This window comes from Streptomyces sp. WM6372 (assembly GCF_001279655.1).
Lineage (GTDB): Bacteria > Actinomycetota > Actinomycetes > Streptomycetales > Streptomycetaceae > Streptomyces.
On sequence record NZ_LGDB01000185.1, the window covers coordinates 17,107 to 36,165 of the forward strand.

Annotated in this window: 14 protein-coding genes; 1 reads left to right on the forward strand and 13 read right to left on the reverse strand. The window is 73.3% G+C overall.

The genetic code is table 11. The features are described 5' to 3' along the window. Nucleotides 1–3: 3 nt before the first annotated feature. From ADK52_RS19000 to ADK52_RS19035, 8 genes are all read right to left on the reverse strand, one after another. Nucleotides 4–1,386: a WXG100 family type VII secretion target gene (locus tag ADK52_RS19000; protein WP_053691031.1), complete on the reverse strand. Its 1,383-nt coding sequence runs from the start codon at nucleotides 1,384–1,386 to the stop codon at nucleotides 4–6. A 44-nt stretch (nucleotides 1,387–1,430) separates the two neighbouring features. Next, nucleotides 1,431–1,976 (reverse strand): hypothetical protein, encoded by a 546-nt coding sequence (locus ADK52_RS19005; protein WP_234344017.1) that lies wholly within the window; start codon nucleotides 1,974–1,976, stop codon nucleotides 1,431–1,433. A gap of 168 nt (nucleotides 1,977–2,144) precedes the next feature. Further along, on the reverse strand, nucleotides 2,145–4,490 hold the full coding sequence (locus tag ADK52_RS19010; protein ID WP_053691032.1) for a xanthine dehydrogenase family protein molybdopterin-binding subunit: 2,346 nt from the start codon (nucleotides 4,488–4,490) through the stop codon (nucleotides 2,145–2,147). Further along, nucleotides 4,487–6,610 carry a 2Fe-2S iron-sulfur cluster-binding protein gene (locus tag ADK52_RS19015; RefSeq protein WP_053691033.1) on the reverse strand — a complete coding sequence of 708 codons (2,124 nt, stop codon included), beginning with the start codon at nucleotides 6,608–6,610 and terminating at the stop codon, nucleotides 4,487–4,489. Before ADK52_RS19015 ends, ADK52_RS19010 begins: the two co-directional genes overlap by 4 nt. Continuing rightward, the gene (locus ADK52_RS19020; protein WP_078622453.1) at nucleotides 6,607–7,509 is read right to left on the reverse strand and encodes an FAD binding domain-containing protein; all 903 of its coding nucleotides are present in this window, start codon (nucleotides 7,507–7,509) and stop codon (nucleotides 6,607–6,609) included. Before ADK52_RS19020 ends, ADK52_RS19015 begins: the two co-directional genes overlap by 4 nt. 585 nt (nucleotides 7,510–8,094) lie before the next feature. Continuing rightward, on the reverse strand, nucleotides 8,095–9,747 hold the full coding sequence (locus ADK52_RS19025; protein ID WP_053691034.1) for a beta-N-acetylhexosaminidase: 1,653 nt from the start codon (nucleotides 9,745–9,747) through the stop codon (nucleotides 8,095–8,097). Between the two features lie 197 nt (nucleotides 9,748–9,944). Beyond that, complete coding sequence (locus ADK52_RS19030; protein WP_030161320.1) at nucleotides 9,945–10,229, reverse strand: DUF3039 domain-containing protein; 285 nt, start codon at nucleotides 10,227–10,229, stop codon at nucleotides 9,945–9,947. Nucleotides 10,230–10,258: 29 nt separating this feature from the next. Continuing rightward, the gene (locus ADK52_RS19035; RefSeq protein ID WP_053691035.1) at nucleotides 10,259–10,819 is read right to left on the reverse strand and encodes a YqgE/AlgH family protein; all 561 of its coding nucleotides are present in this window, start codon (nucleotides 10,817–10,819) and stop codon (nucleotides 10,259–10,261) included. 288 nt (nucleotides 10,820–11,107) lie between these two features. Here ADK52_RS19035 and murA point away from each other — a divergent pair, with 288 nt between their 5' ends. Continuing rightward, nucleotides 11,108–12,454, forward strand: a complete 1,347-nt coding sequence (murA, locus tag ADK52_RS19040; protein ID WP_053691036.1) for a UDP-N-acetylglucosamine 1-carboxyvinyltransferase — start codon at nucleotides 11,108–11,110, stop codon at nucleotides 12,452–12,454. A 366-nt stretch (nucleotides 12,455–12,820) separates the two neighbouring features. Here murA and ADK52_RS19045 read toward each other — a convergent pair whose 3' ends face one another. The 5 genes from ADK52_RS19045 to ADK52_RS19065 all read right to left on the reverse strand — a co-directional run bounded on the left by ADK52_RS19045 (nucleotide 12,821) and on the right by ADK52_RS19065 (nucleotide 18,978). Beyond that, nucleotides 12,821–13,102, reverse strand: a complete 282-nt coding sequence (locus tag ADK52_RS19045) for an HU family DNA-binding protein (RefSeq protein WP_030161324.1) — start codon at nucleotides 13,100–13,102, stop codon at nucleotides 12,821–12,823. 363 nt (nucleotides 13,103–13,465) lie between these two features. Further along, nucleotides 13,466–14,869 carry an NAD-dependent malic enzyme gene (locus ADK52_RS19050; RefSeq protein WP_053691037.1) on the reverse strand — a complete coding sequence of 468 codons (1,404 nt, stop codon included), beginning with the start codon at nucleotides 14,867–14,869 and terminating at the stop codon, nucleotides 13,466–13,468. Between the two features lie 454 nt (nucleotides 14,870–15,323). Continuing rightward, on the reverse strand, nucleotides 15,324–17,642 hold the full coding sequence (locus ADK52_RS19055; RefSeq protein ID WP_053691038.1) for a HelD family protein: 2,319 nt from the start codon (nucleotides 17,640–17,642) through the stop codon (nucleotides 15,324–15,326). Nucleotides 17,643–17,768: 126 nt separating this feature from the next. Next, the gene (locus ADK52_RS19060; protein WP_053691039.1) at nucleotides 17,769–18,338 is read right to left on the reverse strand and encodes a CGNR zinc finger domain-containing protein; all 570 of its coding nucleotides are present in this window, start codon (nucleotides 18,336–18,338) and stop codon (nucleotides 17,769–17,771) included. A 115-nt stretch (nucleotides 18,339–18,453) separates the two neighbouring features. Then, nucleotides 18,454–18,978: a GNAT family N-acetyltransferase gene (locus tag ADK52_RS19065; protein WP_053691040.1), complete on the reverse strand. Its 525-nt coding sequence runs from the start codon at nucleotides 18,976–18,978 to the stop codon at nucleotides 18,454–18,456. Between the last annotated feature and the right edge of the window lie 81 nt (nucleotides 18,979–19,059).

Here is a 19,059-nt window from a genome sequence, read left to right on the forward strand (position 1 = left end):
TTCTCAGTCGATCACCGGCGGAGCAACACGACGGTCGCCTTGCCAGGTCTCTTCGTCCTCGACCAGGTAGTCAGGGCGCTCGCCGCCCTGGTCCTCCCGACGCTTGCCTGCGGCACCTGTCCCCGCACCCGCGTGTCCCATGGCGCCGCCACCGTTGCGTACGAGCCCCGAGCCGCCCTGAGTGAACGGCTGACCGCCGGTGGCCAGACGTCCGCCCGCCACAGACTGACGGCCGCCCATGATGCCGCCCGGCTCCGAGGCCAGCCGACGCGCCGGGGCGCCACTCACGCCGCCCGCGTGGCCACCGCCACCGCCGTGAGGGCCACCGCCGCCCATCATGCCGCGACCGGTCTGCGTGCCTTCGTTGCCGATGACCGTGCCGCGCGGGATGCCCGCGTTGGGTCCGCTGGTCGGCACCTGGCGGCCGCCCATGATGCCGGAATCCCGCGGGGGCAGACCGGCAATCGGGCCTACCTTGCTGAGCCCGTTGCCGCCAGGCCCGAGATTCGGCAGCTGACCGAGGCCGGGCCCGATGCCGGGTCCTGCCTTGCCGGTGATCGGCGGGAGTCCCACGGGCGGGATGGGGGTAACGGGGCCCGGTCCGGGACCCACCGGGAAGTTGGGGACCGGCGTCCCCGTCGTCGGGGGCAAGGTCGTGGGCGGCGGCAGGGTCGCAACGTGGTCGAGATCCACGTCCACGTCACGGTCCGGGACCCCGGGCAGATGCGTGGGCACTGACGTCTGGGGCGGGGTTCCGTCCGCCTTCGGCTGGTGGCCCGGCACCCATCCCGGTTCGTTCGAGGGCGTTCCAGACGGCGCGTACGAGGCCTTGGACGCACCGGTGTCCCCGCTGGATGTTTCTCCAGGCCGCGCAAGCTCTTGCCGACCGCCGCCGTAACCCTCCGGCACGAACACACCCGGCGGCGGCGGGAGCGTCGGGATCTCCGCCTTGTTGATCTCGCCGTACGACAGCTCATACGACTGCGCCAGGTTGTTCATCAACCTGATCGACTCGCGGTGGTCCGCGTCGAGTTTGCTCCGCTCCTGGCTGGCAATTTGCTGCGCGTCCGGGTCGTTGTGGGCCTTGCGGGCCGCTTCCAGGTTCTCGGCGGCCTTCGTGTCGTAGGCGGGCATGTCCCGCGCCTCGATCATCTTCTGGACGGTGTCGCCCATCCACTTCGAGCCCGTCGCGCTGTACTCGCTCAGCCGCAGCGTCGCGTTGCCCGCCCGGCCCACCCATTCCTGGAACCTTGTTGCCGCTTCGCCCTCCCAGCCGGTGACCCGGTGGTTCTTGAGCTTCTCCGCGATCTTCGCGATGTCCTCGGAGGCCTTCTGCAGGCGGTCGGCGCGGTCCTTGACCGCCGTCGGGTCCAGCGAGGCCCGCATCTCACGCAGCTTCTGGTGTGAGTAGCCCTCGAAATTCGTTGCCATTAGTAGTTGCCCCCCGTCGCGTTGCCGCCGGTGCCAGGAGTCGTAGTGCCAGGGTGCTTCGAAGCCGCCAGCTTGCGCTGCTCCTCGAGCCACGGGTCGCGCTCCGGCACGTACTCTGCGTCTGCTTGCTTGGCGATGGAGGCCATGCGACGCCTGGTCTCCTCGTCCACCCCCGCAAAGCCGTTGCCACCCGTCAAGATCGCGATCCCCAAGCCCTCGATCAGCCCCGCCAAGCCCTTCGAGAGCTTCTGCAGCTCCGTGATGACCGTGCCGTACGACTTGAACAGCGCGTCCGCCTCGGGGAAGCCGGTGCCGAGCTTGCCTGCCGGCAGGGTGTCGTCCGCCAGCTTCTTGTGGTCCGCGTGCGACCCGGTGAGGTCGTCCAGCAGATCCTTCACCATGGTCTGATATTCCGTCAGCGTGTCGTATTCGACCTTCAGCGCTGCCGCTTTCGACTGCGACGCGGCTTGCGCCCGGATCGCGTCCGCCACGCCCGTGCCGATGCCGGCCAGCCCCGCCAGGCCCGACGGTTGCTCCTCTGCCACGATGGCCTCCCCGACTCCCCGAAATCCCCGGGGTCGCGGCGCATACGCCGCGGCCCCTCCCCGTTCGCACCCGTTCGATCGCGCACGTACTACGTCTTACCGATCACTCTAGCGACCGGTACCGACAGTCCCAACCTCGGGGTTGCACGTGCAATGCGGGTCACACGGTCACGAGTTGGGCGCCGCGACCGCCGCCGAGGGGCGGATCGGGAGCCTGTTCACCGGGCGGCCCGTGGCCGAGCGTACCGCCGAGGCTACCGCCGCCGGGGCCGTCACCACAGGGATCGCGCTCGCCGCCTTCGCGCCGAACGGGGCCACCACGTCCCGCTCTTCGACCAGCTTGACGATCCGGACCACCGGCGCGTCCAGCGACGTCGGCAGCGCGTAGCCCGTCAGGTCGGGGTGGCGGACCAGGCCCGACACCGAGCGGAGGTTCTCCGAGAGCGCCGCGCCCACGCCCTGCGTGACGCCCGCCTCGATACGGGCCTCCAGCTGCCGGGGGTTGAGGACGCGGCCCACGTCCTGGGCCACCGCCAGCTCCACCACCCGCACCGAGCCCAGCTCGATGTCCACGTCCACCACCGCGCGGATCGCGCAGAACGCGAGGCCCACGAAGGCGTCGCCCTGGCCGTCGCCGTCCAGGGGTTCCGTCGGGTGGGGGCGGCATTGGGCCGTCGCCCAGAGTTCCTTGCCCGCCATGGCCTCGGAGACCGTCGTGGAGAAGGCCCCGTCGTACGAGGTGATGCGGCCGTCCTGGATCTGGAGGAGTTCCGTCGACATGCCCAGTTTGTGGGCCATCGGCTGGAGGAGTTGCGTGCGGACCATTTTTGCCGCGCGCTCCACCGCGCCACCCGAGACCCAGGTGTGGCGGCCGTGCGCCGCCGGGCCCGCCGGTGGCTGGTCCGTGTCGACCGGGGCCGTGACGACCTCGTCCACGCCCAGCGTCTCCTGCACGATCTGGCGGGCCAGCGTGGCGAAGCCCTGCCCGGTGTCCACCGCCGCGCAGATCACCGTCGCCGCCCCGTCGACGACCTTGACCGTCGCCGTCGAGACCTCGTCCGTGCCCTCCGCGCCGAGCATGTGGACCATGCCCACGCCGTACCCGACCCCGCGCCGCACCGCGCCCGGCTCGCCCGCGCCCTCCAGGCCGCCCGGCAGCAGCCACTCCTCCTCCGGGGTGTCCTTCGGGAGGGAGGGGAGCGGGTAATCGCGTACCGCGCGCAGGAGTTCCGCCACGGGCGCCGGGCAGGTGACAGTCTGGCCCGTCGGGAGCAGGTCGCCCGTCGCCAGTACGTTGCGCAGGCGCAGCTCCGCGCCGTCGATGCCGAGGGCGGCCGCGAGCTTGTCCATCTGGCCCTCGTACGCGGCGCAGACCTGCATCGCGCCCTCGCCCCGTACGTGGCCCGACGGCGGGTTGTTCGTACGGACCGCCCAGCCCTCGACGAAGGCGTGCGGCACGACGTACGGGCCGCAGGCGAACGCCACCGCCGCGGCCAGCGATTCGGAGGACGAGTCCGCGTACGCGCCCGCGTCCATCAGGATCTGGGCCTCGACCTTGACCAGCCGGCCCTCCGCGTCCGCGTGGTGGCGGTAACGCAGCAGCGTCGGGTGGCGGTGGGTGTGGCCGAGGAAGGACTCCTCGCGGGTGGCGGCCAGCTTGACCGGGTAGCCGGTGCGCAGCGCCAGCAGGCCCAGCGGCAGCTGGAAGGCCGCGTCCTCACGGTCGGCCGTGGCGCCCGGGACGCCCGTGACGACGACGCGCACCCGGTCGGGTTCGAGGCCGAAGCAGGCCGCCGCCAGGTCGCGGTCCAGGTGCGGGTCGGTGGAGGCGGTGTAGATCTCCACGCCGCCGTCGGGCCGCGGCACGGCCAGCCCGGCCTCGGCGCCGATGGGCGCGGGGTCCTGGCGGCCGATCCGGTACAGGCCCTCGACGACGACCTCGCCGGTGGCCTCCGGGTCGCCGTAGCGGAGCGGGATGTGCCGGATCAGGTTGCCGTCGGGGTGCAGGGCCGGGGCGCCGAAGGACTGCTCGGGGTCCGTCACCGCGTCGAGCAGCTCGTACTCGACGGCGATCGCGGCGGCGGCGAGGCGGGCGGTGTCCGGGTGGTCGGCGGCGACGGCGGCGATGGGCTCGCCGTGGTGGCGGACGACGTCGTGGGCGAAGACGGGCCGGTCGGCGATGCGGCGGCCGTGCGTGGTGGCGCCGGGGACGTCGGCGTGGGTGACGACGGCGCGCACGCCGGGCATGGCGGCGGCCGCGGAGGTGTCGACGGAGAGGATGCGGGCGTGGGCGTGCGGGGAGCGCAGGACGGCGGCCCAGAGGAGGCCCTCGGCCCACAGGTCGGCCGCGTACGGGAAGGTGCCCTCGCTCTTGGCGCGCGTGTCGGCGGCAGGTACGGAGGCCCCGATTCCGCGCGGCACCTCCTGCTCGCCCGCCTCGGGCGCCGCGGCGGGCGAAGCGCCCGTGGAGACCGATACCGTCGTCGTGGCCGTGGCCGCGTCGTGCCCGCTCACGCCATGCCTCCGTTGTGGTGGATCCCGCCCTCGCCGGGCGGCGCCTGGTGCGGAATACGCGCCTCCACGCCAGAGCCCGTCCCGGTCCCGTTCACGGCCCCGTTCCCGGTCCCGGGCGCAGGCCCGTCGGCCGCGGCCGAAGCCTCGCGCTCGGCGACGACCTCGCGGACGGCCTCGATGACGCCCTTGTAGCCGGAGCAGCGGCACAGGTTCCCGCACAGGGCCTGCCGCGTCTCCAGCTCGCTGGGGGCGTGGTTGCCCTCCAGCAGGTCGTGGATGGTCATGGCCATGCCGGGCACGCAAAACCCGCACTGCACCGCACCCGACCTGCACAACGCCTGCTGCACGTCCGAGAGTTCCCCGCCCCCGGCGAGCCCCTCCACGGTCCTGACCTCGCTGCTCGCCGCCGTCGCGGCCGGCACCAGGCAGGAGGCGACGAGCCGGCCGTCGACCTGCACGGCGCACGCCCCGCATTCGCCCTGCGAGCAGCCGTCCTTGGCGCCGGCGAGGCCGAGGCGCTCGCGCAGCACGTAGAGCAGGGACTCGCCGATCCACGCACCGGTGACGGGCCGGTCGGCGCCGTTGACGCGCAGGACGTAGGAAGCCAGCGGATGCTCGTGATGGGCGACGGCCTCAGCAGTCGCGTTTTCTTCGTACGTCGGCTCCTCGGCCGGGAAACCTTCGGGGGTTCCCGCGTCCGGCGTCGCCACAGCGATGTCCGTGGTGTCCGCACCCGGCGTTCCCGGAGCCCCGGCTTCGCCGAAGCCGAAGCCGCCCCCGAGACCGCGCCCGTCCGTGTCGGCGGGCTGCGCGGCGGGCTCCGCCGTGAACCCGTGCTCACCGCCCGGCCCGGGCTCCGCCCCGGCGGGGCCGTGGCCGGCGCCGTGGTCATGGCCGGCGCCGTGCCCGTGGCCGGATGCCGTGAACCCGTGCCCGTCGCTGTCCCCGGGCTCCGCGTAGCCGCCGGCCACGCCGCCGACCCCGGGACCGCCCGACAGCACGTACTCGGCAGCCGCGACGGGCACCGCCTCGCGCTCCGCTTCCACGTCGGCGGGCGAAGCCGCCCCGGCGGCCTCCGCCCCCGGATGCGGTCGTTCCGCCAGGACCGGCGTCGGCGCCGGGCCGTGGGCGGCCTCGATGTCGTGCGGAGCCGGCTGCACCTGCTCCGGCTCCGCCGGCTCCGGGAGCGTGCCCACGCCGGGTCCGCCCAGTACGCGGGGTCCGCGCCCGGGGCCGCCGACGCCGGGGCCGCCGAGCCGCCGCAGGCCCGCGCCCGAGGTGCCGGTGTCGCCCGCGTCGGGCCGCGCCTCGGGCAGCACGCCCGCGCTCATCACGGCATCCGGACCCGGACCCGGACGCGCGGCCGCCGCCGCCTCGAAGTCGGGATGGGTCGCCCAGGGGGCGGCCGCGCCGCCCGGCAGCGTCGCCGGGGCCTGGCTCCAGTCGGCCGCCGGGGCGCCGAGCCGGAACTCCCCGGTCTGCTCGGGCAGTTCCGGGAGGGTCCACTGGCCGGTGGTCACGGGCTCGGAGTCCTGGACCGCCTCCGGGAACCGCCACTCGGCGGTCGCACCGGAATCGTGCGCCCCCTCGGCCGAAGCCGACGCCTGAGCCGACGCCTGACCCGGCGCCCGCCCCTGCTCGCCGCCCGCAACCCGGACGGGGTCCTGCACCGCGCCCTCGAAGGCGGCCGCCACGGACGCCGGGATCGGGATCGAAGCCGGGATCGGCCCGCCGACCGGCGCGGGCGTCGGCGCACCACCGGAAACACCCGCACCACCGGAAGCACCCGCGCCTCCGGAAACACCGCCACCGGCGTGCGGCGCCGTCCCCGCCTCCGGCCACTGCACCGGAATCGTCCACGTCCCCGTCGCCGCCGGATCCGCACTCGCCGAACCCAGCGGCACGATCATCGGCGGCGGCACGTAGCCGTGCCCGGGCGCCGCAAGCGGCTCCCCGGTGCCGAGCGCGTCCAGCATGTCCTGCGGCAGCTTCACGAAGGCCGTCGCGTCAGAGTCGTACTCGCCGCCCTGCGGGACCGGCTCCCAGCCCCAGCCGGTGCCGGTGTGGCCCGCGGGACCCGCGTCCCCCGTCGTTCCGCTCACGTTCTCGTTCTCACTCATGAGGTCAGCGCCCTCCCCAGGGCCCTCCGTGCCAGCACGGCGACCGTCCGCCGCAGATGCAGTACCCCGGGTGCCACCGGTTCGCCCTGGTCGGGGACGCAGGCGGCCGCGACGTACTCGCCGAAGGCCTCCAGCGCCTCGGGAGCCAGGGTCCGCTCCCCGTCCCAGTCGATCAGCGAGGCCACCCACTGCTCGGCCTCCAGCGGCCGCAGCGGCATAGGCGCGACCGCGCCGATCGCACAGCGCACACCCCGGCGCGCCGGATCCAGTACGAGCCCCACGGACGCCACCGCGCGCCCCGGACCCGTGCGCCCCGTGGCCTTCAGGAAGACCTGCGGCGCGTGCAGCAGCGGCACCCGTACGAAGCCGATCAGCTCGCCGGGCCGCAGCATCTCGCGGCCGGCCAGCAGGTGCGAGACCGGGATCTCCCGGCGCGAGCCGCCCGGGCCGTGGATGACGAGGACCGCTTCCAGCGCGGCCAGTACGGGCAGGGCGTCGCCCGTCGGCGCGGCGGTGGCGATGTTGCCGCCGAGGGTGCCGGCGTTGCGGATCTGCGGGGGCCCGGCGGCCCGCGCGGCCGCCGCCAGCGCGGGGATCAGAGCGGCGAAATCCGGCCGTCCCATCCGTGCGTGGGTGAGTCCGGCACCGAGCAGCGCGTGCCCGTCCTGGTACTGCCAGCCGCGGATCTCGTTGATCCGGCCCAGGCCCACGAGTGCGGCGGGCCGCAGCAGCCCGGCGTTGACGGAGGCCATGAGGTCGGTGCCGCCGGCGACGGGCACGGCGGCGGGCATGGCTGCGAGTGCCGCCACGGCCTCGTCGAGCGAGGCCGGCAGCGTCACGGACTGCGCCGCCTGCGGCCCCTGAGATGAATGCAGTGCATGCGGTGCGTGCGTGGTCAACCCAGCTGCCCCTTCCCGATGTCCCGGTCCCGGCGCTCACGCCTGTCCGCCGTACGGTACGTGCTCACCGCCGGGACGTGGCAACTCTGGCACATCTTCCCCACCGCCCGGCGCGAGGGTCCGGCGGGCGCCCCCTGGAGCTTCCGGACGTCCGGTTTCCCCCGTATTCACCGAATCAACCGAATCGATTCGGATCCGCCGAATTCCCCGAAATCGAGCAAGAGTTCCCGACCGCCCCCAAGAACGAAGGACGTCCCGGAACCCTCTGGAGTTCCGCAGAAGTCCGAAGGATTCCGATCGGTGCCGAACAGTCCGCAGGGCCGCCGGACCCGCCCGGATGCCCGGGAAGGGCACGCACGGGCACGCACGGGCACGCAAAGGGCACGCACCGGGCGCGAAAGGGAGCGAGAGGGCGCACGAGGGCGCGGAAAGGTTCCGGCCACTTCCACCCCACCCCTTCGGCCCTCCTGCCGCCCCCGCCCACCGCCCTCCGGCAGCCCTCCAACCGTCCCCCGCCCGTCCCCCGTCCGTCCTCCGTCCGTCCCCCGTCCGTCCCCCGTCGACCCTCCGACCGCCCCACCCGCATCACACGTTCGGGGGCTCCCCCTCGATCGGCCGTCCGAGCACCCCCGGCCGCCGCTGCCACGGCAACGGCCCGCCCGGTGGCCGGTAGTCGACGCCGAGCGCGTCGAGCCGCCGGTAGTGCGCGCCCATCCGCGCCTCGAAGCCCGCGTAGTCCCGCTCGCCCGGCTCCGGCAGCCGCGACCACACCACCTCCGCGAAGGCCGCCAGCCGCGGGAACACCTGGTAGTCGACCCGGCTCTGGTTCTCCATCACCTCGGTCCACACGTTGGCCTGCGCGCCCAGTACGCGGGACGCGGCCTCCGGCGACAGCTTCGGCGGCACCGGCTCGAAGCGGTACACGTCCTCCAGCGAGCGCACGTACCCGATCGGCATCGGCTCGTCCCCGCCGCCCGCCTGACGGTGGTCCAGGTACACCTGCTGCTCGGGGCACATCACCACGTCGTGCCCGGCCTCGGCGGCGGCGATCCCGCCCGCGTACCCGCGCCACGAGGAGACCGCGGCCCCCGGCGCGAGGCCGCCCTCCAGGATCTCGTCCCACCCGATCAGCCGCCGCCCGCGCTCCGCGAGCCAGCCGTCGAAGTGGCGGATGAACCAGGACTGGAGTCCGTCCTCCCCGTCCACCCCCAACTCCCGGATCCGCTCCTGCGCGAGCGCCGACGCGCGCCACTGCTCCTTGGGGCACTCGTCGCCGCCCACGTGCACGAACGGCGCGACCTCCGCCGGGAACAGCTCCAGCAGCTCCTCGAAGACCCCCTCGTAGAAGCGCAGTACGGTCTCGGTCGGCGCGAGCACGTTCTCGTTGATCCCCCAGTCGTCCCACACCTCCAGCGCGCCGGTGTCCACGACGTCGGTGTTGCCGAGCTCCGGGTACGCGGCGATCGCGGCCTGCGAATGCCCCGGTACGTCGATCTCCGGAACCACCCGTACGTGCCGCTCGGCGGCGTACGCGACGATCTCGCGGATGTCGTCCTGCGTGTAGAAGCCGCCGTGCGGGGTCTCGTTCCACAGCGGCGAGGCCCGGTGCCCCCAGCGGCTGCGCGGCCGCCACGCGCCGACCTCGGTGAGCCGCGGGTGGCGCTTGATCTCGACCCGCCAGCCCTGGTCGTCCGTCAGGTGCAGGTGCAGCACGTTGAGCTTGTGCGCGGCCAGCAGGTCGATGTACCGCAGCACCCCGTCCTTCGGCATGAAGTGCCGGGCCACGTCGAGCATCATGCCGCGCCAGCCGAAGCGGGGCCCGTCCTGGATCCCTCCCACCGGCAGCCGCCAGGCGCGGCCCGGCGCCGTGGGCGCGCGCCGGTGGGCCTCGGGCCCGAGCAGCTGGCGCAGCGTCTGCGCGGCGTAGAAGAGGCCGGCCGGGTCGGCGCCCTCCAGCTGCACCCACCGCTGGGTGACGTGCAGCTCGTACGACTCGGCGCCGACGCTCCGCGCGCGCTCGGGGCGGAGGACCAGCCGGATCACCGCGCGCCCGCCGTGCTCCTGCCCCGGAGCCGGCGCGGGCAGCTCCCAGCCGGTGGCCGCGCCGAGCTCGCGCCGCAGCCAGCGGGCGGTGCCCTCGGCGCCGGGGCCGACGTGGAGGAGCGGATCGTCCAGTACGCACTCGCCGCCGTCGCGGGCGAATCGCGCGTACCGCGGCTCCGGAATCAACTCGGGCATGGCCTCGACCCCTCCACCGTCCAGCCGTTGCGCGACGCGCAACGCGCGTTTCACAGGGCGCCCGGCGCCCGTGCGGCCGACCCTAGTCCGCCCCCCGCGCACGGCAAAGGCCCCCGGACGCGCATCAGCGCGCCAAGGGGCCTTCGAGGGCCTTCGAGGGCTTCGGTCCCGCCGGAGGAGGGGCCGATCGGACCGGCCTACTTGTCCTTGCCGCCCTTGTCCTTGTCCCCGCCGGGGCCCATGGACTCGTAGATCTCCTTGCACATGGGGCAGACCGGGTACTTCTTCGGGTCCCGGCCCGGTACCCACACCTTGCCGCACAGCGCGACGACGGGGGTCCCGCCGAGCGCGCTCTCCATGATCTTGTCCTTCTGGACGTAGTGGGCGAAGCGCTCGTGGTCGCCGTCGCCGTGGGACACCTGCGGCGTCGGCTCTACGAGGGTCCCCGTACCAGTCCCGCGCTCGGGCTCAAGAGTGCTCATAAAAGCCAGGGTACCGACCCGTGCGCGGGTCAGTTGAGCGACGGGTCGTCGGGATACGTGGCGACCATCGCGAGCTCGCTGCGCTGGCGGCGCAGCACCGCCCGCCAGAGCCTTTCGGGATCCGGGTACGACACGTCCCCGGGCTCCGATTCCACGACGTACCAGGCGCCGTCGCCGAGCTCCACCTCCAGCTGGCCCGGGCCCCAGCCCGAGTATCCGGCGAAGATCCGCAGCGAACCGAGGGCCGCGGCCAGCAGCTCCGGCGGGGCCTCCAGGTCGACCAGGCCGATCGCCCCGTACACGCGGCGCCACCCGAGCGGCCCCTCCTCACCGGGGATGACCGCCACGCCGAGCGCCGAGTCCAGGCCCACCGGCCCGCCCTGGAAGACGACTCCGGGATCACCGGCCAGGGTCGCCCAGGGCAGCAGGATGTCGCCCACCCCCACGGGGGTGGGCCGGTTGAGGACCACGCCGAGCGACCCCTGCTCGTCGTGGTCGAGCAGGAGCACCACCGCGCGGTCGAAGTTCGGGTCCGCGAGGGTGGGGGTGGCCACGAGCAGCCGCCCTGTGAGGGAGGACACCTCGGTCATGCCGACATGATCTCGCACATTCGCCCTTCAGGGGGAGCGGGCGGGGGCATCGGATCGCGCGCGGCTCAGGGCGCACCGCAGCAGGGAGGAGCGCGCGCCGCCGACGATGGCGGAATGCGACGCTCCGCCATGAGGTGGGCACTGTGGGTGTTGTGGCTAATTCATGACAGTCCTACGGCCGCGTCAGCCTTACGAACAAGGGGGTGGTGCCCCTTACCCTTTTCCCTGGCCCCCTGCCCACCCTCCTCTGGCCTCGCCGGGGGAGCCCCTCTCCGGAACGCGAGATTCATGACCGGCACAGACAGAGACGACGTACTACTTGTCCATGGCGGTACCCCGCTCGAGGGCGAGATCCGTGTCCGCGGTGCGAAGAACCTCGTGCCCAAGGCCATGGTCGCCGCTCTGCTCGGCAGCGGACCCAGCCGGCTCCGCAACGTTCCCGACATCCGCGACGTCCGGGTCGTGCGCGGGCTGCTCCAGCTGCACGGGGTGACCGTCCGCCCCGGCGAGGAGCCGGGTGAGCTCGTACTCGACCCGACGCACGTCGAGAGCGCGAACGTCGCGGACATCGACGCGCACGCGGGTTCGTCGCGCATCCCGATCCTGTTCTGCGGCCCGCTGCTGCACCGCCTCGGCCACGCCTTCATCCCGGGCCTCGGCGGCTGCGACATCGGCGGCCGGCCGATCGACTTCCACTTCGACGTGCTCCGCCAGTTCGGCGCGACCATCGAGAAGCGCGAGGGCGGCCAGTACCTGGAGGCTCCGCAGCGCCTTCGCGGCTGCAAGATCCGCCTGCCCTACCCCTCGGTCGGCTCGACCGAACAGGTGCTCCTGACGGCCGTCCTGGCCGAGGGCGTCACCGAACTGAGCAACGCCGCGGTGGAGCCGGAGATCGAGGACCTCATCTGCGTCCTGCAGAAGATGGGCGCCATCATCTCCATGGACACCGACCGGACCATCCGGATCACCGGTGTCGACCGCCTCGGCGGCTACAACCACAAGGCGCTCCCGGACCGCCTGGAGGCTGCCTCCTGGGCTTCCGCGGCGCTGGCGACCGGCGGCAACATCTACGTCCGCGGCGCGCAGCAGCGCTCGATGATGACGTTCCTGAACACGTACCGCCGCGTCGGCGGCGCGTTCGAGATCGACGACGAGGGCATCCGCTTCTGGCACCCGGGCGGCCCGCTCAACGCGATCGCGCTCGAAACGGACGTGCACCCCGGTTTCCAGACCGACTGGCAGCAGCCGCTGGTGGTCGCCCTGACCCAGGCCGCGGGCCTCTCGATCGTCCACGAGACGGTCTACGAGTCCCGTCTGGGATTCACCTCGGCGCTCAACCAGATGGGTGCACACATCCAGCTGTACCGGGAGTGCCTGGGCGGCAGCGCCTGCCGGTTCGGGCAGCGCAACTTCCTGCACTCGGCGGTCGTGTCCGGCCCGACGAAGCTGCAGGGCGCCGACCTGGTCATCCCCGACCTGCGCGGCGGGTTCTCGTACCTGATCGCGGCGCTGGCGGCCGAGGGCACCTCGCGGGTCCACGGCATCGACCTCATCAACCGCGGCTACGAGAACTTCATGGAGAAGCTCGTGGAGCTGGGCGCGAAGGTCGAACTCCCGGGCGGCGACCTCGTCTGAGCCGTACGGCGGCGAGACGTACGGCCGCCTGACGGCGTCTGACGGCCGCTCGAAAGCCCCCCGGGCCCCCACCAGGGCCCGGGGGGCTTTCGCATGCGCCCACCGGCCCGTACGCGGCCGTTCGCCGGCCCGTACGTTCACCGGCCCGTACGAGGCCCTTCTCGGCCCGTACGGGGCAGCGGGGCCCGGGAGGGCCCGTACGGCGCCGCGGGACCGGGGAGGGCCCCGGAGGGAGCCCGGCGGGCCCGGCAGGGCCCCGGACAGGCCGAAGGGCGGCCTCCCCGCCCGGGGATGGCCGCCCTTCGCCAGTACTGCGTACTGCTCTGCCGCTCCGAGGGCCCGCACGGGCCCCGGTACGGGCAGGACTTACTTGCCCTTGGCGGCTTCCTTGAGCTTGGAGCCCGCGGAGACCTTCACGCTGAAGCCGGCCGGGATCTGGATGGGGTCGCCGGTCTGCGGGTTGCGCGCGGTGCGAGCGGCACGGTGGGTGCGCTCGAAGGTCAGGAAGCCGGGGATGGTGACCTTCTCGTCGCCCTTGGCGACAATCTCGCCGACGGTCTCGGCGAGCGCGGCCAGAACGGCGTCGGCGTCCTTGCGGGTCACCTCGGCGCGCTCGGACAGAGCGGCCACCAGCTCACTGCGGTTCATGTTGTACTCCCGTGTTCAACTTGCCTTAGAGGCGTGAGATCGAAGCCGATGCTGCCAGGGCCCTCGGACAGTCCCCGGACCCGGGTCTGAACGTCAGACCCTCTCGCCCGGTTACGCATCCTGCCCCCACCAGCGGCGGGAAAGCCAATCCGGCACCCGCCAGGGTCACACGAAAAGCGCCACAGTCACGCCGCGGTGACGCTCCGTCCGCACTTGGTGGATGCGGACCGCGGACCTCGCGGGCATCCCCGCAACCCTAGAGGCGGCCCGCCGGGCCCGCATCTCGCGACGCGCCGGGATCGGCGCGCCGTGAGGGCGGTCACAGCGGCGGCCGGACCCGGCGCGGCTTCGCCCGACTCCGCGTCAGTTCGCCGAGGCGGCCTTGCGGACGGCTCCGGCGACCGCGCCGGCCACCTTGTCGTTGAACACCGACGGGATGATGTAGTTGGCGTTGAGCTCGTCCTCGCCGACGACGTCGGCGAGCGCGGTCGCGGCGGCCAGCATCATGTCCGTGTTCACCGTGCGGGACTGGGCGTCCAGCAGGCCGCGGAAGACACCCGGGAAGACCAGCACGTTGTTGATCTGGTTCGGGAAGTCGGAGCGGCCGGTGGCCACGACGGCGGCGGTCTGGCGGGCGACGGCCGGGTCCACCTCGGGGTCCGGGTTCGCGAGCGCGAACACGATCGCACCCTCGGCCATGGCGGCGACGTCCTCGCCGGACAGCACGTTGGGGGCGGAGACGCCGATGAACACGTCGGCGCCGACCACGGCCTCCTTCAGAGTGCCCGTGTAGCCCTCGGGGTTGGTGTTGTCGGCGATCCAGCGCAGCGGGGAGTCGGCTGCGGCGTCGACCAGGTCGGTGCGGCCCGCGTGCACGACACCGTGGATGTCGGCGCTGACGACGTTCTTCACGCCGGCCGCGAGGAGCAGCTTGAGGATGGCCGTACCGGCCGCGCCGGCGCCCGACATGACGACCTTGACGTCGCCAACTGCCTTGCCCACCACGCGAAGTGCGTTGGTGAGGGCGGCGAGGACGACAATGGCCGTGCCGTGCTGGTCGTCGTGGAAGACGGGGATGTCGAGGGCCTCGCGCAGGCGGGCCTCGATCTCGAAGCAGCGCGGCGCGGAGATGTCCTCCAGGTTGATGCCGGCGAAGCCCGGGGCGATGGCCTTGACGATCTCGACGATCGCGTCGGTGTCCTGGGTGTCGAGGCAGATCGGCCAGGCGTCGATGCCGGCGAAGCGCTTGAAGAGGGCCGCCTTGCCCTCCATGACGGGCAGCGCGGCCATCGGGCCGATGTTGCCGAGGCCCAGTACGGCGGAGCCGTCCGTCACGACTGCGACGGAGTTGCGCTTGATGGTGAGGCGGCGCGCGTCCTCGGGGTTCTCGGCGATGGCCATGCACACGCGGGCGACGCCCGGGGTGTAGATCATCGAGAGGTCGTCTCGGTTGCGGATGGGGTGCTTGGACGCCATCTCGATCTTGCCGCCGAGGTGCATCAGGAAGGTTCGGTCGGAGACCTTGCCGAGGCTGACGCCCTCGATGCCGCGCAGCTTGCCGACGATCTCGTCGGCGTGCGCGGTGGAGGTCGCGGCGATGGTGACGTCGATACGGAGCTTCTCGTGACCGGAGGCGGTCACGTCGAGGCCGGTGACCGACCCACCGGAAGACTCCACGGCGGTGGTCAGCTGGGAGACCGCGGTTCCGCTCGCGGGCACTTCCAGGCGGACCGTCATCGAGTACGAGACGCTGGGCGCCGTTGCCATGGCCGTGTTCCTCTTCTGTCCCTGGTTTTTTTGTACACACACGGGCCCCGCTGCACGGCAGGCGCGGCAGGACCTGTTGTCCGATCGTCCCACCTACCAGCCAGTACAAGGTAACCAGCTACAAATTTCGGAAAGACACTTCCACCATACGAGATAGATCAGGCGTTCGGAAGCGTAGGCCCGTACGAAAAAGGTCCGCGCCCCTCGGTATCCGAGGGGCGCGGACCTGTATGAACGTCTATGACACCGACCCGCCATGCTCGCCTCGCGGCAAGTGGTCGCTCTAAGCGACGAAGGTTGGGCCCGGGGGCTTGGATCGAGTCGGTGCCGTACCCAGGCTAACAAAGGATCGCCGGAAGCGATCCCCCTCCAGGGGGTCGACCTCGTCGCACCACGCGTGTGGCCGCGAGCCATCCGTGCTCCGCGCTCCCACGGAGCGCGGACCCGCGCGGCCCTACGGCTTCAGCAGCGCCGGCACCCCGTCCGCGTCGGGCTCGTCGCGGCCCGCGGAGACCACCGTCAGCTGCTGCGTCGCGCGGGTCAGCGCCACGTACAGCACCCGCAGGCCCGCCGGTGACTCGTCGGCGATCTCCGCCGGGGAGACGACCACCGTGGCGTCGTACTCCAGCCCCTTGGCCTCCAGGCTGCCGAGCGCGACCGCCCGCTCCCCGAGGTCCGCCAGCCAGCCCGCGGCCTCCGCCCGCCGGTCCATGGCCACGACCACGCCGACCGTGCCGTCGACCTGCTCCAGCAGCCTGCGCGTCTCCTCGCGGACCGCCGCGCCCAGATCGCCGCCGGCGGCCGTGAAGCGGGGCTCCAGGCCCGTCGAGCGGACCGCCGTCGGCGGCTCCATGCCGGGCATCGCCAGCCTCAGCACCCGGGCCGCGACCTCCGCGACCTCCGCCGGGTTGCGGTAGTTCACCGTCAGGGTGAACCGGCGGCGCGGCCGGGAGCCCAGGGCCTCGTCACGCGCGGCGGCCGCCTCCTCCGGGTCCGTCCACGAGGACTGCGCGGGGTCGCCGACCACGGTCCACGTGCCGTGCCGGCCGCGGCGGCCCACCATCCGCCACTGCATCGGCGTCAGGTCCTGCGCCTCGTCCACGATCACGTGCGCGTACTCGGTGCGCTCCGCCGCGATCCGCTCCGCCCGCTCCCACTGGGTCTCCTCACGGGTCGGCATCAGCTCCTCCAGCCCGCTGAGCTGGTCGAGCGGGTCGAGCTGCCGCTTGCGCTTGGGCCGGGCCGGAGCGCCGAGCAGCAGCTGGAGCTCGTCCAGCAGCGCCACGTCGTGCACCGACAGCGGGCCCTTGCCGTCCGGGCCCACCCGGCGCAGCGAGCGCGCCAGCTGGCGCGTCTCGCGCGGGTTGAGGACCCGCCGCGACCAGCGGCCGAGCCGGCGCTCGTCGGCCATCGCGGCGAGCACCCCGCGCGGGGTCAGCTCGGGCCACCAGGCGTTCAGGAAGTCGATGAACGCGTCCTCGGTGGAGATGTCCTCGTCGAACGCGGAGCGCAGCTCGGCCGCCAGCTCCGGGTCGCTGTGCCGGCCGGCGCCGCCCGATCTCGCGTACAGGGCGTCGAGGAGCAGCTTGCGGGCGCGCGGACGCAGCAGGTTCACGGGCGCGGTGCCGCTGAGCACGTTCTGCCGGATCCGGTTCAGCTCGTCGGCCTCCAGCTCCTGGCGCCGCCCGAAGGCCACGACGCGCAGCCGCTCGGGTGCGCCGCCACCGGCGCCGCCGAGTTCCAGTGCGCCCCGTACGGCCTTGTGGAGGACCTTGCGCATGCGCGAGGAGCCCTTGACGCGGGCCACGGCCGGTTCGTCGTACGTGGTCGCCTCGGCGCCGTCGACGAGCGAGCCGAGCGCCCGGATGGCGACCTGGCCCTCCTCGCCGAGCGAGGGCAGCACGCCCTCGGTGTACGCGACGAGCAGCGGGGTCGGCGAGACGATCAGGATGCCGCCGGAGTAGCGGCGCCGGTCCTGGTAGAGCAGGTAGGCGGCGCGGTGCAGGGCGACGGCGGTCTTGCCGGTGCCGGGCCCGCCCGCGACCTCGGCGACCGAGGCGGCGGGGGCCCGGATCACCATGTCCTGCTCGGCCTGGATGGAGGAGACGATGTCCCGCATCGAGTGCGTGCGGGCCCGCCCGAGCGCGGCCATCAGGGCGCCGTCGCCGATGGCGGGCAGCTCCCGGCCGTCGAGGGAGGCGGTGATCTCGGGGCGCATCAGGTCGTCCTCGACGCCGAGCACCTTGCGGCCCTTGGAGCGGATGACGCGGCGCCGTACGACGCGGCCCGGGTCCTTGGGCGTGGAGCGGTAGAACGGCGCGGCGGCCGGCGCGCGCCAGTCGATGACCAGCGGCGCGTAGTCGGCGTCGAGCACGCCGATGCGCCCGATGTGGAGCGTCTCGGCGATGTCGGCGGTGAGGTCCGCGCGGATCGCGTCGTCGGCGGGCTCGACGGAGGTGTACGCGCCGTCGGGCCCGCGCTCCCCGTCCTTGCCGAGGACCAGGTCGATCCGGCCGAAGAGGAAGTCCTCGAACTCGTTGTTCAGCCGGTTCAGGTGGATGCCCGCCCGGAAGACCTGCGCGTCGCGCTCGGCGAGCGCGCCGGGCGTGCCGACCTGACCGCGCTTGGCCGCGTCGTTCATCAGGAACTCGGCCTCGTCGATCTTCTCTTCGAGGCGGCGGTACACCTGGTCCAGATGCGTCTGCTCGACCGCGATCTCCCGATCGCGGACGGAATCCGCCGTGCTGTCGACAGCGGCATTCTGCGCGGCCACCAAGGCCCCCTTCTGACGTGCATGGGCGACCGTCAACCGTACGCGAAGCGGCGCCCTGTCCGCACGCCCGTTCCGGTGACCGGGCGAAGATCACTGCCCGGCCGCCTCCCCGTCACCACCCGATCGCTACCCGGGACGGGCCGCGAGGACCCTGCGGCGGTGCCGGGCGACCCGCTCGCGGTTGCCGCACAGCTCACTGGAGCACCAGCGGCGGCGGTGCCCGCGCGAAGTGTCCAGGTAGACCCGGGTGCAGCCGTCTCCCTCGCAGGAGCGCAGCAGGTCCCGCTCGCCGGGATCGGTGAGCAGTTCCACGGCGTCCCGGGCGACGGCGGCGAGCAGCGCACCGCATTCCACGCCGCCGCACAACTCCCGCACGAGGTGCCCCTCTTGGTCCTGTACGGCACACAGTCCCGGGGGTGGACCGGCGGCCAGCGCGTTGACCCGGGCCAGCGCGCCCTCGTCGGGACCGGCCCCGGCGAGCTCCGCCCGTACGAGGCTGCCCACGTCGCGGCGCAGCGCCCGGAAGGCCTCCACCCAGTCGGGGCCCACCCGGGCGATCGGCGTCCGGTCGGGCACGAGCCCGGCTCCGGCGAGCCACAGCCGCAGCTCGTCGCCGTCTTGGATCTGCTCGGTGCCCGCGGGGGCGGCGAACGTGGCCACCAGGTCCAGGCACACCCGCCCGGATTCGAACCACATGCCCGTCACCGCCTCTTGCCTAGGGGCCCCGCGGGGGTGCGTGCCTCTCAGAGTGCCGCGCGCCGCTGCGATGCGGAACCCCCCGTACGGGGGCCAGGGCTCTCCGGGGCCCGGCTCACAGGGGCGGGTCGTCGTGGAGGAGGCGCTGGAAGAGGCGGTGGTCGCGCCAGGCGCCGTTGATGTGCAGGTAGCGGGGCGCGAGCCCGTACTGCTCGAACCCGGCCTTCGCCAGCACCCGCTGCGAGGCGGTGTTGTCGACCAGGGTCCCGGCCTCGACGCGGTGCAGCCCGATCTCGTCGCGGGCGATCCGGCAGACCTCCTCGACGGCGGCGGTGGCCAGTCCCCTGCCGTGCCAGGCCCGGTCGACCCAGTAGCCGAGGCCGCCGCTGCGGAAGGGCCCGAGGGCGATGCTGCCGAGGTTGATCATCCCGACGGGGGCGCCGGATCCGGTCTCGACGAGCACGTAGGGCGCGACGCGCCCGCCGTCGCGCTCGGCGAGCAGCGCATCGATCCGGGCGGCCTGCCCCGCCTCCGTGTAGAACACCTCGGACCGCCACGGCTCGAAGGGCGCCATGTACGCCCGGTTCCGGGTCAGCGTGTCGGCCAGCCCGGCGGCGTCCCCGGCCTCGACGCCCCGCATTTCCACCCCGTCAATGATCACCAGGGCACGCTAACCAACCCCGGCCGCCACAGCCAGCCCGTCAGCCCTCCGGAGCCAGCC